Source organism: Halomonas sp. KO116, from assembly GCF_000734975.2.
Taxonomy (GTDB): Bacteria; Pseudomonadota; Gammaproteobacteria; order Pseudomonadales; family Halomonadaceae; genus Vreelandella; species Vreelandella glaciei.
The window spans coordinates 973,540-988,900 of record NZ_CP011052.1; the positions used below are offsets into that span (position 1 = coordinate 973,540).

The 15,361-nt window shown below is 53.9% G+C and carries 10 protein-coding genes, 2 tRNA genes and 3 rRNA genes; 12 read left to right on the forward strand and 3 right to left on the reverse strand.

Features of this window, described 5'->3' with window-relative positions; all coding sequences use genetic code 11:
- Positions 1 to 125: 125 nt before the first annotated feature.
- The 7 genes from pssA to KO116_RS25680 all read left to right on the forward strand — a co-directional run bounded on the left by pssA (position 126) and on the right by KO116_RS25680 (position 7,366).
- Positions 126 to 1,025, forward strand: coding sequence for a CDP-diacylglycerol--serine O-phosphatidyltransferase (gene pssA / locus KO116_RS04545; RefSeq protein ID WP_442905818.1), 900 nt, complete (start codon positions 126 to 128; stop codon positions 1,023 to 1,025).
- Positions 1,026 to 1,519: 494 nt separating this feature from the next.
- Positions 1,520 to 3,051: ribosomal RNA gene (locus tag KO116_RS04550) — 16S ribosomal RNA — on the forward strand.
- A 212-nt stretch (positions 3,052 to 3,263) separates the two neighbouring features.
- A tRNA-Ile gene (locus KO116_RS04555) sits at positions 3,264 to 3,340 on the forward strand.
- A gap of 97 nt (positions 3,341 to 3,437) precedes the next feature.
- Positions 3,438 to 3,513, forward strand: a tRNA-Ala gene (locus KO116_RS04560).
- Between the two features lie 266 nt (positions 3,514 to 3,779).
- Positions 3,780 to 6,668: ribosomal RNA gene (locus tag KO116_RS04565) — 23S ribosomal RNA — on the forward strand.
- Between the two features lie 143 nt (positions 6,669 to 6,811).
- Positions 6,812 to 6,927 (forward strand): 5S ribosomal RNA (gene rrf / locus KO116_RS04570).
- Together the 16S, 23S and 5S rRNA genes with 2 tRNA genes alongside form the textbook arrangement of a ribosomal RNA operon.
- 343 nt (positions 6,928 to 7,270) lie before the next feature.
- Positions 7,271 to 7,366 (forward strand): peptide-methionine (R)-S-oxide reductase, encoded by a 96-nt coding sequence (locus KO116_RS25680; protein WP_235272550.1) that lies wholly within the window; start codon positions 7,271 to 7,273, stop codon positions 7,364 to 7,366.
- A 142-nt stretch (positions 7,367 to 7,508) separates the two neighbouring features.
- Here the strand turns inward: KO116_RS25680 and KO116_RS04580 are convergent, their stop codons facing one another.
- Entirely contained in the window at positions 7,509 to 8,369 is an 861-nt protein-coding gene (locus KO116_RS04580) for a LysR substrate-binding domain-containing protein (RefSeq protein ID WP_035556836.1), read from the reverse strand.
- 146 nt (positions 8,370 to 8,515) lie between these two features.
- Between KO116_RS04580 and KO116_RS04585 the strand changes: the two genes are divergently transcribed.
- From KO116_RS04585 to KO116_RS04605, 5 genes are all read left to right on the forward strand, one after another.
- Positions 8,516 to 8,764 (forward strand): DUF1127 domain-containing protein, encoded by a 249-nt coding sequence (locus tag KO116_RS04585; RefSeq protein WP_035556833.1) that lies wholly within the window; start codon positions 8,516 to 8,518, stop codon positions 8,762 to 8,764.
- Between the two features lie 80 nt (positions 8,765 to 8,844).
- Positions 8,845 to 11,199, forward strand: a complete 2,355-nt coding sequence (locus KO116_RS04590; RefSeq protein ID WP_035556830.1) for a Tex family protein — start codon at positions 8,845 to 8,847, stop codon at positions 11,197 to 11,199.
- Between the two features lie 130 nt (positions 11,200 to 11,329).
- Positions 11,330 to 12,973: a glutamate--cysteine ligase gene (gshA, locus tag KO116_RS04595; RefSeq protein WP_035556827.1), complete on the forward strand. Its 1,644-nt coding sequence runs from the start codon at positions 11,330 to 11,332 to the stop codon at positions 12,971 to 12,973.
- On the forward strand, positions 12,970 to 13,470 hold the full coding sequence (locus tag KO116_RS04600) for a disulfide bond formation protein B (protein ID WP_008957649.1): 501 nt from the start codon (positions 12,970 to 12,972) through the stop codon (positions 13,468 to 13,470). The genes gshA and KO116_RS04600 overlap by 4 nt, the downstream gene beginning before the upstream one ends.
- A gap of 27 nt (positions 13,471 to 13,497) precedes the next feature.
- Positions 13,498 to 14,361 (forward strand): alpha/beta hydrolase, encoded by an 864-nt coding sequence (locus tag KO116_RS04605; protein ID WP_035556824.1) that lies wholly within the window; start codon positions 13,498 to 13,500, stop codon positions 14,359 to 14,361.
- Between the two features lie 160 nt (positions 14,362 to 14,521).
- Here the strand turns inward: KO116_RS04605 and KO116_RS04610 are convergent, their stop codons facing one another.
- Entirely contained in the window at positions 14,522 to 14,935 is a 414-nt protein-coding gene (locus KO116_RS04610) for a RidA family protein (protein WP_035556822.1), read from the reverse strand.
- A gap of 11 nt (positions 14,936 to 14,946) precedes the next feature.
- Positions 14,947 to 15,354, reverse strand: coding sequence for an acyl-CoA thioesterase (locus KO116_RS04615; protein ID WP_035556819.1), 408 nt, complete (start codon positions 15,352 to 15,354; stop codon positions 14,947 to 14,949).
- Positions 15,355 to 15,361: the final 7 nt, after the last annotated feature.

Sequence of the window (15,361 nt, forward strand, 5' to 3'; positions counted from 1 at the left end):
CGCTTTTTTAGTTAACCCTCTTCGGTGCAGGTTCCCCGGGCATCAATGCAGCAATTGGCTGGCTGAGTGGCACTCACCGTGTAGAATGAAAGCGACTACTGTTCCCGTGACTTCACTTTTAATGGATGAAACCTATGACACAGGACGCTCGCGATCAAGAGCACTCAGGCTCAGATCAGACAAAACCAGGCCAGCCTGATAAGGCTGAACAGCAAGACAGTACTGATCAATCAGAAGTAGTTGGCAACGAGGATTTGGCGACCGCCTTCTTGCGTGAAACCGAAGTGGTTGAAGAGACTGTTGAAGACGGCAAAAAGATTCGCCGCCGTGGTATCTATTTACTCCCTAATTTATTTACCACTTCGGCGCTTTTTGCCGGCTTCTTTGCGGTTGTCGCTGGCATTAATGGTGAGTTTACCTCAGCTGCCGTCGCGATCTTTATTGCAATGGTGCTGGATGGCTTGGATGGGCGTGTTGCGCGAATGACCAATACGCAAAGTGAGTTTGGGGCCGAATACGACAGCTTGGCGGATATGATCTCGTTTGGGATGGCGCCTGCATTAGTCGCTTTTACCTGGATTCTGCAGGACATCGGCAAAACTGGTTGGGTAGTCGCCTTTCTGTATGTTGCCTGTGCCGCGCTTCGCCTAGCGCGTTTCAATGTACAGATTGGCAGTGTGGATAAAAAATGGTTTATCGGCTTGCCGAGCCCCTCTGCCGCAGCGCTGGTAGCCGCGTGTGTATGGACCTTCCATAGCTTTGACGCTGATGCTTTTGGTTTCAAACTATTGATGTTGGTAGTCGTGGCAGCAGCAGGCGTACTGATGGTGAGTAACATCCGTTATTACAGCTTTAAGGACCTTGATTTTAAAAAGCCAGTGCCTTTTGTTGTGCTGTTAGCCATTGTGTTGGCGTTTGTGATGATTTCGGTTGAACCTTCAGTAATGCTGCTATTACTGTTTGGTACTTATGTCGCTTCGGGGCCTGTATTAGCCGTAATGCGTAAAGCTAAAACGAGTAGATAGTACTTTTCACCACTTTTTTGACAGTTATTTCAAAACAGCCCTTGCCAACCCGGCAGCGAAACCGTAAAGTACGCATCCGCTGCCGGGGACGCCAAGCGTTACCAGCGGTGCATAAGGTGTAAAAGCCTTGGTTTGTCAGGAGGTTAGAGCAGATAGTAGCGTTCGCCTCACTCGCTAAAAAACAGCGATTGACAAACACCAGGAACTGCGTAGAATACGCCTTCCTCGCTGAGGCAAGCCAGTTCAACGGTAGCCCGGTTGCTTTCACAGTAACCAAGCAGCGAAACCGCTCTTTAACAATTTGATCAGGTAATTCATGTGGGCGCTTGCTGATGTTGGTGACAAATCACCAAATATCAAGGCAAGCGACTCAAGCAATAGGGTGTTAAAGGATTCGTCCTTTGGGATCTGTTTTGAATGAATTCGTTTGAACCTTGAGCCAAGTTTGGTTCGCTTCTGTTGCTTCGGTGACAGGCAAGAACCGCATAGATCTTAAACTGAAGAGTTTGATCATGGCTCAGATTGAACGCTGGCGGCAGGCCTAACACATGCAAGTCGAGCGGTAACAGATCTAGCTTGCTAGATGCTGACGAGCGGCGGACGGGTGAGTAATGCATAGGAATCTGCCCGATAGTGGGGGATAACCTGGGGAAACCCAGGCTAATACCGCATACGTCCTACGGGAGAAAGGGGGCTTCGGCTCCCGCTATTGGATGAGCCTATGTCGGATTAGCTAGTTGGTAAGGTAATGGCTTACCAAGGCAACGATCCGTAGCTGGTCTGAGAGGATGATCAGCCACATCGGGACTGAGACACGGCCCGAACTCCTACGGGAGGCAGCAGTGGGGAATATTGGACAATGGGGGCAACCCTGATCCAGCCATGCCGCGTGTGTGAAGAAGGCCCTCGGGTTGTAAAGCACTTTCAGCGAGGAAGAACGCCTGGTGGTTAATACCCACTAGGAAAGACATCACTCGCAGAAGAAGCACCGGCTAACTCCGTGCCAGCAGCCGCGGTAATACGGAGGGTGCAAGCGTTAATCGGAATTACTGGGCGTAAAGCGCGCGTAGGTGGCTTGATAAGCCGGTTGTGAAAGCCCCGGGCTCAACCTGGGAACGGCATCCGGAACTGTCAGGCTAGAGTGCAGGAGAGGAAGGTAGAATTCCCGGTGTAGCGGTGAAATGCGTAGAGATCGGGAGGAATACCAGTGGCGAAGGCGGCCTTCTGGACTGACACTGACACTGAGGTGCGAAAGCGTGGGTAGCAAACAGGATTAGATACCCTGGTAGTCCACGCCGTAAACGATGTCGACCAGCCGTTGGGTGCCTAGAGCACTTTGTGGCGAAGTTAACGCGATAAGTCGACCGCCTGGGGAGTACGGCCGCAAGGTTAAAACTCAAATGAATTGACGGGGCCCGCACAAGCGGTGGAGCATGTGGTTTAATTCGATGCAACGCGAAGAACCTTACCTACCCTTGACATCTACAGAAGCCGGAAGAGATTCTGGTGTGCCTTCGGGAACTGTAAGACAGGTGCTGCATGGCTGTCGTCAGCTCGTGTTGTGAAATGTTGGGTTAAGTCCCGTAACGAGCGCAACCCTTGTCCTTATTTGCCAGCACGTAATGGTGGGAACTCTAAGGAGACTGCCGGTGACAAACCGGAGGAAGGTGGGGACGACGTCAAGTCATCATGGCCCTTACGGGTAGGGCTACACACGTGCTACAATGGCCGGTACAAAGGGCTGCGAGCTCGCGAGAGTCAGCGAATCCCTTAAAGCCGGTCTCAGTCCGGATCGGAGTCTGCAACTCGACTCCGTGAAGTCGGAATCGCTAGTAATCGTGAATCAGAATGTCACGGTGAATACGTTCCCGGGCCTTGTACACACCGCCCGTCACACCATGGGAGTGGACTGCACCAGAAGTGGTTAGCCTAACGCAAGAGGGCGATCACCACGGTGTGGTTCATGACTGGGGTGAAGTCGTAACAAGGTAGCCGTAGGGGAACCTGCGGCTGGATCACCTCCTTAAACGATGCGTCACCGTTGGTAAGCGTCCACAATGAATTACCTGATCAAGTAATAGAGCAAACGGTAGTTAGTTTAGCTGCTACGTGACTTTTAAGCGTAATGGTTAAATCGCCGGGTCTGTAGCTCAGTTGGTTAGAGCGCACCCCCTGACCTTAAATGGAAAGCAGGGTGAGGTCGGCCAGCCGACGCGGTTGTAAGAGTAGTCAGTAAATGGGTCTGTAGCTCAGTTGGTTAGAGCGCACCCCTGATAAGGGTGAGGTCGGCAGTTCAAGTCTGCCCAGACCCACCAAATTTGCGTAATACGTCGTTGCATTATTACTCGCATAGCAGGCTATGCGTCGCAATAATGCGCCTAGTCTTACACAAATTTGCGTGATGTTAGTATTGGGGCCATAGCTCAGCTGGGAGAGCGCCTGCCTTGCACGCAGGAGGTCAGCGGTTCGATCCCGCTTGGCTCCACCATTTCCTTTACTATCCTGTTTTAACCTCAATGCCGTTTGTGAATGTTTCGTGACCATTGATAAGTCGCTGCGCTGTAGTCGCTATAAGTGTTGCTATAGCTACAGAATGCCGCTTTATCACTGTTCATTGAACAGCTGCTCTTTAACAATGTATATCATGCTGACAAGAACACTTCGTAAGAAGTGGTCTTAAATTGTGATACGCGTCAGCGTATCCGGCAAAATGAAACGTGATCATTGCGACATCCAGACTCCTTCGGGTTATAGGGTCAATCAATGAAGCGCACACGGTGGATGCCTAGGCAGCCAGAGGCGATGAAAGACGTGGTAGCCTGCGATAAGGCTCGGTGAGGTGGCAACAACCTGTGACCCGGGCATTTCTGAATGGGGAAACCCACTCATCATAAGATGAGTATCGTGCACTGAATACATAGGTGTACGAGGCGAACCAGGGGAACTGAAACATCTAAGTACCCTGAGGAAAAGAAATCAACCGAGATTCCCCTAGTAGCGGCGAGCGAACGGGGACCAGCCCTTAAGCATGAGACTGATTAGGCGAACAGATTGGGAAGTCTGGCCGTAGCGGGTGATAGCCCCGTAGTCGAAAATCTGATCATGTGAAATCGAGTAGGTCGGGGCACGAGAAACCTTGACTGAAGACGGGGGACCATCCTCCAAGGCTAAATACTCCTGGCTGACCGATAGTGAACCAGTACCGTGAGGGAAAGGCGAAAAGAACCCCGGAGAGGGGAGTGAAATAGATCCTGAAACCGTGTGCGTACAAGCAGTCGGAGCCCACTTGTTGGGTGACGGCGTACCTTTTGTATAATGGGTCAGCGACTTATATTCAGTGGCGAGGTTAACCGTATAGGGGAGCCGTAGGGAAACCGAGTCTTAACTGGGCGACACAGTCGCTGGATATAGACCCGAAACCGAGCGATCTATCCATGAGTAGGGTGAAGGTTGAGTAACATCAACTGGAGGCCCGAACCAGGATCTGTTGAAAAAGATTTGGATGACTTGTGGATCGGAGTGAAAGGCTAATCAAGCTCGGAGATAGCTGGTTCTCCTCGAAAGCTATTTAGGTAGCGCCTCGTATCTCACCATTGGGGGTAGAGCACTGTTTGGGCTAGGGGGTCATCCCGACTTACCAACCCCATGCAAACTCCGAATACCAATGAGTGCAATTACGGGAGACACACGGCGGGTGCTAACGTCCGTCGTGAAAAGGGAAACAACCCAGACCGTCAGCTAAGGTCCCGAAATCCTGGTTAAGTGGGAAACGATGTGGGAAGGCTCAGACAGCTAGGAGGTTGGCTTAGAAGCAGCCATCCTTTAAAGAAAGCGTAATAGCTCACTAGTCGAGTCGGCCTGCGCGGAAGATGTAACGGGGCTAAACCAGGTACCGAAGCTACGGGTTCATCCTTTGGATGAGCGGTAGAGGAGCGTCGTGTACGCCAATGAAGGTGGATTGAGAAGTCTGCTGGAGGTATCACGAGTGCGAATGCTGACATGAGTAACGATAAAGGGTGTGAAAAACACCCTCGCCGGAAGACCAAGGGTTTCTGTTCGACGCTAATCGGAGCAGAGTGAGTCGGCCCCTAAGGCGAGGCCGAAAGGCGTAGTCGATGGGAAACGGGTCAATATTCCCGTACCGGACATGGTTGCGATGGGGGGACGAAGAAGGCTAGGTGAGCCAGGCGTTGGTTGTCCTGGTGAAAGTGAGTAGGCTGAGGGTTTAGGCAAATCCGGACCCTTAAGGCCGAGACACGAAACGAACTGACCACGGTCAGGAAGTCACTGATGCCACGCTTCCAGGAAAAGCCTCTAAGCTTCAGATCATGTGCGACCGTACCCCAAACCGACACAGGTGGTCAGGGAGAGAATCCCAAGGCGCTTGAGAGAACTCGGGTGAAGGAACTAGGCAAAATGGTGCCGTAACTTCGGGAGAAGGCACGCCGGCGTAGGGTGATGAGACTTGCTCTCTAAGCCCGAACCGGTCGAAGATACCAGGTGGCTGCAACTGTTTATTAAAAACACAGCACTCTGCTAACGCGCAAGCGGACGTATAGGGTGTGACGCCTGCCCGGTGCCGGAAGGTTAAATGATGGTGTTAGCCGCAAGGCGAAGCTCTTGATTGAAGCCCCGGTAAACGGCGGCCGTAACTATAACGGTCCTAAGGTAGCGAAATTCCTTGTCGGGTAAGTTCCGACCTGCACGAATGGCGTAATGATGGCCACGCTGTCTCCACCCGAGACTCAGTGAAATTGAAATCGCCGTGAAGATGCGGTGTACCCGCGGCTAGACGGAAAGACCCCGTGAACCTTTACTATAGCTTCACACTGGACGCTGATGTTGCCTGTGTAGGATAGCTGGGAGGCTTTGAACTCTGGACGCCAGTTCGGAGGGAGCCACCCTTGAAATACCAGCCTGGCATCATTGGCGTTCTCACTCAGGTCCGTTATCCGGATCGAGGACAGTGTGTGGTGGGTAGTTTGACTGGGGCGGTCTCCTCCTAAAGAGTAACGGAGGAGCACGAAGGTACCCTCAGCACGGTCGGACATCGTGCATTGAGTGCAAGAGCATAAGGGTGCTTGACTGCGAGACAGACACGTCGAGCAGGTGCGAAAGCAGGTTCTAGTGATCCGGTGGTTCTGTATGGAAGGGCCATCGCTCAACGGATAAAAGGTACTCCGGGGATAACAGGCTGATACCGCCCAAGAGTTCACATCGACGGCGGTGTTTGGCACCTCGATGTCGGCTCATCACATCCTGGGGCTGAAGTCGGTCCCAAGGGTATGGCTGTTCGCCATTTAAAGTGGTACGCGAGCTGGGTTTAGAACGTCGTGAGACAGTTCGGTCCCTATCTGCCGTGGGCGTTGGATGTTTGAGAAGGGCTGCTCCTAGTACGAGAGGACCGGAGTGGACGACCCTCTGGTGTTCCGGTTGTCACGCCAGTGGCATTGCCGGGTAGCTATGGTCGGACGGGATAACCGCTGAAAGCATCTAAGCGGGAAGCCCCCTTCAAGATGAGACATCCCTGAGGCCTAGAGCCTCCTGAAGGGCCCAGCGAGACCAGCTGGTTGATAGGCACGGTGTGGAAGCGCTGCAAGGCGTTGAGCTAACGTGTACTAATGGCCCGTGAGGCTTGACCCTATAACACCCAAGGGGTCTGGTCGTAATGATGACGTCAATGAAAACCGGATACGTGCGCTGAGCTGACTGTTGAAGACAGAAAGCTTGGCAATGAGACGCACACAATTTAGCAATAGTCAGCATGATATGCATTAACAGTTACGCCTGACGACCATAGCACGCGTGAACCACCTGATCCCTTGCCGAACTCAGCAGTGAAACCGCTTAGCGCCGATGGTAGTGTGGGGTCTCCCCATGCGAGAGTAGGTCATCGTCAGGCACTTATTAACAAAAAACCCCGAGCACTCTGTGTTCGGGGTTTTTTGTTGCGTGGAATAAAAGCAGGGATCTCCCCATGGAGAGCAGCAGGGAGCCGCCCTCCGGCTGATTTTTTTGTTGGGCGTTAGGCATGCATGGCGCGTAGCACCTTTTAGTCCAACTTATTTATGGGGCGGGCTTAATGCTCTTCATGGGCTGCTGTGGTACGGAACCATCAATCCGATGAAGTTTTGATGTACTTCGCGACTATGAAACTAAGCCCGCTTTTCAAGCTCTTTAGATAAAGAGTGGAAGATGGCAATCATCGCTTTGTCGGCTGTGAACTATTGCGATTTACTAGCGAGATGAAGAGCCTCTCTGGCACGGGTTGGCCAAGTTTTTTCGAGCATGTAAAAGGACATATGCTGACCGAGCTGGATTTTAAACTGATTTGGCCGTGAGCTGAATACCATTGAGTTCTATGCCCAGGACTATAATGTTATATATTTTAATATGAGCCGAGTCTACAGAACTACATTGGTATAACAATGTAGTTACGCTCAGGTTGGTGCCTCCTCTTAACGTTTCTTAAACCGACGCAGCTTATACCCTAAACCCTTCAACAATATGCTCGGCCAGGCTATTAATAATCGGTGACTGGGTTGGGGAGGTGCGCAATAAAACGATGGATGATTCGGGTAATTCGGGAAATCCTTCTTTTTTACCCAATATCTGCATATCGGCGGTGACTAAGCTGCGCATCCAGGCAGACACTGCCAACCCCGCCCCCACAACTGCCTGTAACGTCGCTAAGCTCGGGCTGCTGTAAGCGACGCGATAGGCCCGGTTAGCGCGATCCAGCGCATTACAGGCATGGCGGCGACAAAAACAGGGTGCCTCAAATAGGGCAAGCGGCACCGGCGTCTGTAAATGTGTGCAATGACTCTCAGCCGAGACCCACACGGTAGCCTCACGCCTTAAAATGGTGCCAATTTCGTCGCCTATCTCCCGCGTCATAATAATCAGGTCTAGGCTCCCCTGCGGCTGCTGGGAGAGCACTGATGAGGGTGCGCAGTGCACATCGACATCCACCAGCGGCCAAGCTTGGGAAAAGGTTTTCAGAATGCCGGGCAGAAAACGCATTACATAATCATCCGGCACACCCAGGCGGACACGACCCACCATATCGGGTTGGCGCAGAAGCGTTAGCGCCTCTCCCTGCAGCGAAAGAATTTTGCGCGCATAGCCCAGCAGCGTATGTCCTTCGCTGGTCAGTTGCAGCGGTTTGCTCTGACGCACAAACAGCGGGCGCTGAATAACGTCCTCTTCCAGCCGCTTAATTTGCATACTCACGGCGGATTGCGTGCGGTTCACCGTTTGGGCAGCACGGGTAAAACCGCCCTGGTCAACAATGGCAACAAAGGTACGCAGCAGTTCGTGATCAATCGTGGGTAGCATCGCCATAGATATCAATCTTATTGATGTGGTGCATAAATAGTATTCGTTGGATTGATTGTAGGCGCTGCTCAATACTTGTTCCAACACTTTATCACCGCGCTAAATGAGTAGGGCGATAAAGCAGGCATGCACCGCAGGTAGGAGGGGTTGAAATGGAATGCTTACTACAAAACCAGCAGGTCGATAGCCGTCAGCAGATCGATCAACGTCAACAAGTTGAACAGCACCCATGCCGCGTAACATGGCGAGCTAGGTTTAATCGCTGGCGCCAGCTTAGTCGCGAGCGTGATGCCTTGCGCCACTTAAGCGACGATATGTTAAAAGACATTGGCATCAGCCGCGAAGCCGTTCAGCGGGAAGCACGCCGCCCGTTTTGGGATGACAGTGGCTGGCGCCGCTAATGCCTCAAGCCATGCCAGCCGTGACGCGTTTGTGATACCTTGTTGTCACTTAAAAATGCTGCATGAGTTAGTTGCAATTTATGGATGTCAATCAGCGTATTATTTCCCGCCTAGCGACTGAGCTAGGCGTTCGTCCCGAGCAAGTATCCGCCACGGTGGAGCTACTGGATGGCGGCGCCACCGTGCCGTTTATTGCCCGTTACCGTAAAGAAGTCACCGGCGCGCTGGACGATATTCAACTGCGCCAGTTAGATGAACGCCTGCGCTACCTGCGTGAGCTGGAAGAGCGCCGTGCCACCGTGATCGCCGCCATCGATGAGCAGGGTAAGCTGGACGGCCCGCTGAAAGCGAGCATTGACGCTGCTGAAACAAAGCAGCGACTGGAAGATTTATACCTGCCCTTCAAGAAGAAGCGTCGTACCAAAGCGCAGATTGCCCGCGAGGCGGGGCTTGAACCACTGGCCGATGCGCTGCTGGCCGATCCAACGCTTACTCCGGAAAGCGAAGCAGAAAAGTATCTGCGACCGGCAGAGGGTGATATTCCCGCCATCGAGGATGCCAAGGCCGCCCTGGATGGCGCCAAGCAGATTCTAATGGAGCGCTTCGCCGAAGACCCCGAACTGATCGGCCAACTGCGTGAACGGCTTTGGCAAGAGGGCGAACTCAGCGCCCGCGTGCTGGAGGGCAAGCAGCAGGAGGGCGCCAAGTTCTCCGACTACTTCGAGCACGATGAAAAACTCGCTAAAGCGCCTTCTCACCGCGCTTTGGCAATGTTCCGTGCCCGTAACGAAGGCGTATTGAGTCTGTCGATTCGTCTACCCGGCGAAGACGACGCCCCTATTCATCCTGCCCAGTTAGCGATTGCCAAGCAGTTTGGTATTAGCGACCAGGGCCGTGCAGCGGATAAATGGTTAGCCGAAGTCGTACGCTGGACCTGGCGCGTGAAACTCTACACGGCGCTTGAAACCGAGCTATTGGGTCGCTTACGTGAACAGGCAGAGCTCACCGCCATTGAAGTGTTCGCGGCAAATCTAAAAGACCTGCTGCTAGCCGCACCGGCGGGGCAGAAAGTGACGCTTGCTATCGATCCCGGTCAACGCACCGGCTGTAAGGTCGCTGTGATCGATGCCACCGGGCAGTTTGTCGACCACACCACAATCTACCCGCACGCGCCACAAAACCGCTGGGATGAGTCTCTCAGCGTGCTAGCTAAATTAGCGAAGCAGCATGGCGTGCAACTCATTGCCGTGGGTAATGGCACCGCCAGCCGCGAAACCGATAAGTTGGCGGGCGAGTTGCTTAAAGCCCTGGCGCCTGACTATCGCTTAAGCAAAGTGATGGTCTCGGAGGCGGGGGCGTCGGTTTACTCTGCGTCCGAGTACGCTTCACGAGAAATGCCGGATCTCGACGTTACCGTTCGTGGCGCTGTCTCCATCGGCCGTCGTCTCCAAGACCCGCTGGCCGAGCTGGTGAAAATCGAACCCAAATCCATCGGTGTGGGTCAGTATCAGCACGATGTTTCCCAGGTACAGCTATCGCGTAGCTTGGAAGTCGTGATTGAAGACTGTGTAAACGCCGTCGGCGTCGATCTGAACACCGCCTCCAGTGCACTACTTTCACGGGTGGCTGGGTTAAGTGCTGCGCTGGCTGAAAATATCGTTGCCCAGCGCAACGTCAAAGGCGCCTTTAAAAACCGCAAAGAGTTGCTAGAAGTCAGTCGCCTGGGCGCGAAAACGTTCGAGCAGTGCGCCGGTTTCTTACGCATTCATAATGCTGATAATCCCTTGGATGCCAGCGCCGTTCACCCCGAGGCCTACCCCTTGGTAGAGCGGATCGCCAAGCAGAGCGGCCGTGAAGTACGCGGTTTAATCGGCGATAGCGCTGCGCTAAAAGCGTTAAAGCCTGCCGACTTTGCCGATGAGCGCTTTGGTGTGCCCACGGTGAGCGATATCTTGAAAGAGCTGGATAAACCCGGCCGTGATCCGCGCCCGGAATTTAAAGCTGCCGAGTTCCGCGAAGGTGTCGAAACACTTAACGATCTTAAGCCCTCAATGGTGCTCGAAGGCACGGTCACCAACGTGACACATTTTGGAGCTTTTGTGGATATCGGTGTCCATCAGGATGGCTTGGTGCATATCTCAGCACTATCGGACCGCTTTATCGACGACCCACGTAGCGTGGTCAAGGCGGGGGATATTGTGACGGTTAAAGTCATGAGCATCGATATTCCCCGCAAGCGTGTTGGGCTATCCATGCGTCTGGATGACCAGCCGGAGGCCGAAAACGCTAATAAGGACAATGGCTCCCCTAAAGATCAACCCAGCGCTAACCGTAAGCATTCTCGGGGGCAGCGCAATAGTGCTAAATCTGCCGAAACGGAAGCGCCCATGGGCGCACTCGGTGCTGCGTTGCTAAAAGCACGCGGCGGCAAATAGTCGCGCGCCTTGAAAAAACCATGGTTGCCGCCATATCCTGTTGTCTATTTTGAGACAGCGATGATGGCGATGCCACCTGACTACACCAAGGCCCGCTCACCGCGGGCTTTACTGACAAGGAGTGTTCACCTTGCCTGAACCACTCACTGTGCCATCCGCGCTGACCGCGCAAGTTGAACGCCTAATCCCCAGCGCGCGCCTTGGTCGGTTGGGCCGCCTGCGTCGTGGGCTTGAAAAAGAGGGGCTGCGGGTTGATGCCAATGGACACATTGCCCAAACGCCGCACCCGCACGCGCTGGGCTCCAAGTTAACCCACCCGCATATCACCACCGACTATTCAGAGTCGCTGCTGGAGTACATCACCCCGGTCTACTCCCAGCCGAGTGAAGCGCTGTCGTTTCTGTCTGACCTGCATACTTTTACTTATCACCACCTGCAGGATGAATGGATCTGGCCTGGCAGTATGCCTTCAAGGCTGTCCGGTAACGACAGTGTGCCGATTGCCGACTACGGCTGCTCCAATGTCGGCACCATGAAGCATGTCTATCGCAAGGGGCTGGACATACGCTACGGCCGCATCATGCAGGCGATTGCGGGTGTTCACTACAACGTATCGTTGCCCGATGACATGTGGCATGCCCTGCGCGAGATGGAAAAAGCCACCAATATTCCGTTCAACGATTACCGCTCCACCCGCTATTTCGGCATGATCCGTCACTTCCGCCGCCATAGCTGGCTGTTGCTGTACCTTTTCGGCGCTTCACCGGCCATCGATAGAAGCTTTTTGCCTGACGACAAAAAAGTGCCTGAAAAGCTGCAGTCACTCAGCGACGACACCTATTTTGCGCCCTACGCGACGACGCTACGTATGTCCGATTTGGGCTATCAAAACAAGGTGCAGTCGCAGCTCAAAATCTGTTTTAACTCGCTCTCGAATTACGTCAACACCCTACGCCACGCGATCTCTTCACCGTGGCCTGATTATGAAAAAATGGGTGTTAACGTCGATGGCGAATGGCGGCAGCTAAACGCCAATATTCTGCAGATTGAAAACGAGTACTACAGTGATATTCGCCCCAAGCGTGTCGCCAAACACAACGAAACCCCCAGCCAGGCACTCGAAGCCCGCGGCGTGGAGTACATCGAAGTGCGTTGTCTCGATCTCAATCCTTTCGACCCTCTCGGCGTGACCGAAGTCCAGATGCGCTTTGTGGACACCTTCTTGATGTGGTGCCTGCTCAGCGACAGCCCCTGGATCTCCGATGAAGAGTGTGACCGCTTGGACGACAACCGTCGCTGGGTAGTCGAGCGTGGCCGCGACCCTGAGCTTAAGCTGTTTAATCACGGTGAAACGACGTCGGTGCGTGAGTGGGGCGAACAAATATTCGCCGAGATGGGGGAAGTCGCCCGCCTGTTAGATGCCGTCGAAGAGGGCAGCCCTCATGCTGACGCACTGGCAGATATCGCTCCACGCCTAGCGGACCCTTCGCTAACGCCATCAGCCCAGGTGCTCGAACGTCTCAAAGCGAACGGCGGCTCGCTAAGTGATTTAATGCTTAGCCTGGCCCAGGAGCAGGCGGAGCAGCTGAAAGCAGAACCGATGCAGCGCAGCCGTGAAGCGCTACTTGCTCAACTGATTGAAACCTCGCACCAGCAGCAGCGCGATATTGAAGCCGCTGATAAGGAAACCTTTGAAGCGTTTCTAGAGGCCTATTTCGCTAAGGCTCGCGAGTCCCGCGCTTTGTCCGCGCTGCCATCTGAGGCTCATCAATGATCCTGCATACATATCGTTCGGTTGCCCTGGCCGGTTTGGCCTTCTGCGTTCTAATGATGGCGGTGGCGCTTGGCCTGGAGCATATCGGTGGCTTTGAGCCTTGCCCGCTATGTATCTTCCAGCGTGTCGCGGTCATCGCGGCGGGCATTGTGTTTGCCATTGCTGCCATCCACAGCCCGGCCGGGCGGGTCGGTAAAGTAATTTACGCAGTGCTGGCGCTGGCTGCCGTAGGCACCGGTGCCTTTATCGCCGGGCGTCACGTCTGGCTGCAAGGCTTGCCCGCCGATGAAGTGCCTTCCTGTGGTCCCGGGCTTGATTACATGATGGACATCTTGCCCATGCAGGATGTCGTGGCCATGGTGTTAACGGGCTCGGGCGAGTGCGCCAATATCGATTTCTCGTTGCTCGGCCTATCACTGCCCGCCTGGACGCTAATCGGATTTGCCATTCTGGCAATCGCCCCGCTGCGTATGCTGTTGATGAAAAGCCGGGGTTAGTAGGGCGTCAGCGATAAGGAGATGTACATGCTTTATCAACATTTTGCGACTCAAGAAGAGATCGATCGCGCCTACGACCCGATGATGGGTCGTGACCCGACGGTGTTGGTAAAGGATTGGCGTGAGCGCAGTGAAGCATCAAGAGTTAACAACCGCACAACGCTCGATCTGCCTTATGGCCCAACGCTTGCTGAGCGCATGGATCTCTTTCATGCCGATGCATCTCATGACGAGCATCCAAAAGCCCCGGTGCATGTGTTCTTCCACGGCGGCTACTGGCGCTCGCTGAGCCATCGTGAATTCAGCTTTATTGTCGATGACTTGGTGAATGCCGGTATCACCGTCGCGGTGGTCAACTACGCGCTCTGCCCACAGGTTCGCTTTAGCGAACTGGTGCGGCAGAGCCAAGCAGCGGTGGCCTACATTTATCGCCATGCCGCTGAGTTGGAAGTTGATCCTGAGCAGCTGAGTATTTCGGGACATTCGGCGGGCGGGCATTTATGCGCGATGTTAATGTCGACGGACTGGGAAGGCACCTTTGGCTTACCCAACCAGTTGATTCGCGGCGCGCTCTGTATCAGCGGTTTATACGACCTGCGGCCATTTCCTTGGTCATGGCTGCAGCCCAAGCTTCAGCTTAGCGGGCGCGATGTGCAGGAGTTCAGCCCCTTATGGCTACCGTGCCGAGTGCCTGCGCCTATCAAGCTGGTAGCAGGGAACCTGGAGTCTGAGGAGTTCGAGCGCCAGATGAGCAGCTATGCTGAGCATTTAAGCCAGCAAGGCCAAACAGTGACTCAGCAGCTTCTTCCCAACGTAGACCACTTCTCGATTCTTGAGCACTATCTAAACGATGGCTGCTTCGTTGAGTGGATTAAAGGGTTTCACTGCTAATACCAAGCAGCGTCCAGTTAGGGCGCTGAAAGTTCGGCTTCCAGCGAGGGGCTGGGGCAGGGTATAGCGGGGGTCTTTTTCCAGGGATGGAAAAAGTAGCGCCCATGGATGGGTTCACAGCGCCCCCGCGGCACTCTGCCGCTGCCCCGTACTCATAACGCTATACGGCCGGAATCACCGCAGTCGCTTCGATTTCTACCTTGGCCTGATCTTCGACAAGCCCCGCCACCTGAACCATCGTCATTGCCGGAAAATGCTTGCCCAGCACCTCGCGGTAGGCGGCACCCACCTCCTTAAGCCGCGCCAAATACTCCCGCTTATCCGTCACATACCAGGTTAACCGCACGATATGCTCCGGGCCTGCATTAGCCTCTTTTAAGATCGCCACGATATTTTGCAGCGCCTGGTTCACTTGCACGACAAAGTCATCACTTTCAAATACCTGGTCGGCATTCCAGCCAATCTGGCCGCCGACAAACACAGTTTGGCCCGAAGCCAGCACGCCGTTAGCGTAACCGACCGCTGCTTTCCAATGCGAAGGGTGAAGAAGCTGATGAAAGTTGGCGTCACTCATTATGGCTATCCTTATAGGTTATCAACGGTAATATGCTGGCGTATTGCCTCTGTCCATGGCATCGGCTTACCGCTACTTAAATCCACAAATACCAGGGTTGAATCACTGGTTAAGCGCTTTTGCTCTCCGCAATAAGCGACAATCTGCAGCGTTAAACTGCTGCGCCCCATGGACTGAACCCTTAACTCAAAGGTCAGCCGTTCGCCTAATCGGCTAGGCGCATGAAACTGGGTATCGATAGCAGCAGTGGGCACGCCCGTACCGGTCTCCACATGCAGTTGGTTAAAGTCGTGGTGCACGACCTCCTCAAACCAATCCTCTACCACCGAGTTGATCATCTCGAAATAGCGAGGGAAAAAAACGATACCGGCCGGGTCACAGTGCTGAAAACGAACCTTCCGCTGCGTGGTAAACGCCATTATTATT

What these genes read in the sequence shown, in the direction of transcription:
- KO116_RS04610 (WP_035556822.1), bottom strand. Translation starts at nt 14,935, where the DNA reads ATGAGTGACGCCAACTTTCATCAGCTTCTTCACCCTTCGCATTGGAAA.
- KO116_RS04580 (WP_035556836.1), bottom strand. Translation starts at nt 8,369, where the DNA reads ATGGCGATGCTACCCACGATTGATCACGAACTGCTGCGTACCTTTGTT.
- KO116_RS25680 (WP_235272550.1), top strand. Translation starts at nt 7,271, where the DNA reads ATGAAGAGCCTCTCTGGCACGGGTTGGCCAAGTTTTTTCGAGCATGTA.
- pssA (WP_442905818.1), top strand. Translation starts at nt 126, where the DNA reads ATGAAACCTATGACACAGGACGCTCGCGATCAAGAGCACTCAGGCTCA.
- KO116_RS04605 (WP_035556824.1), top strand. Translation starts at nt 13,498, where the DNA reads ATGCTTTATCAACATTTTGCGACTCAAGAAGAGATCGATCGCGCCTAC.
- KO116_RS04585 (WP_035556833.1), top strand. Translation starts at nt 8,516, where the DNA reads ATGGAATGCTTACTACAAAACCAGCAGGTCGATAGCCGTCAGCAGATC.
- KO116_RS04590 (WP_035556830.1), top strand. Translation starts at nt 8,845, where the DNA reads ATGGATGTCAATCAGCGTATTATTTCCCGCCTAGCGACTGAGCTAGGC.
- KO116_RS04600 (WP_008957649.1), top strand. Translation starts at nt 12,970, where the DNA reads ATGATCCTGCATACATATCGTTCGGTTGCCCTGGCCGGTTTGGCCTTC.
- KO116_RS04615 (WP_035556819.1), bottom strand. Translation starts at nt 15,354, where the DNA reads ATGGCGTTTACCACGCAGCGGAAGGTTCGTTTTCAGCACTGTGACCCG.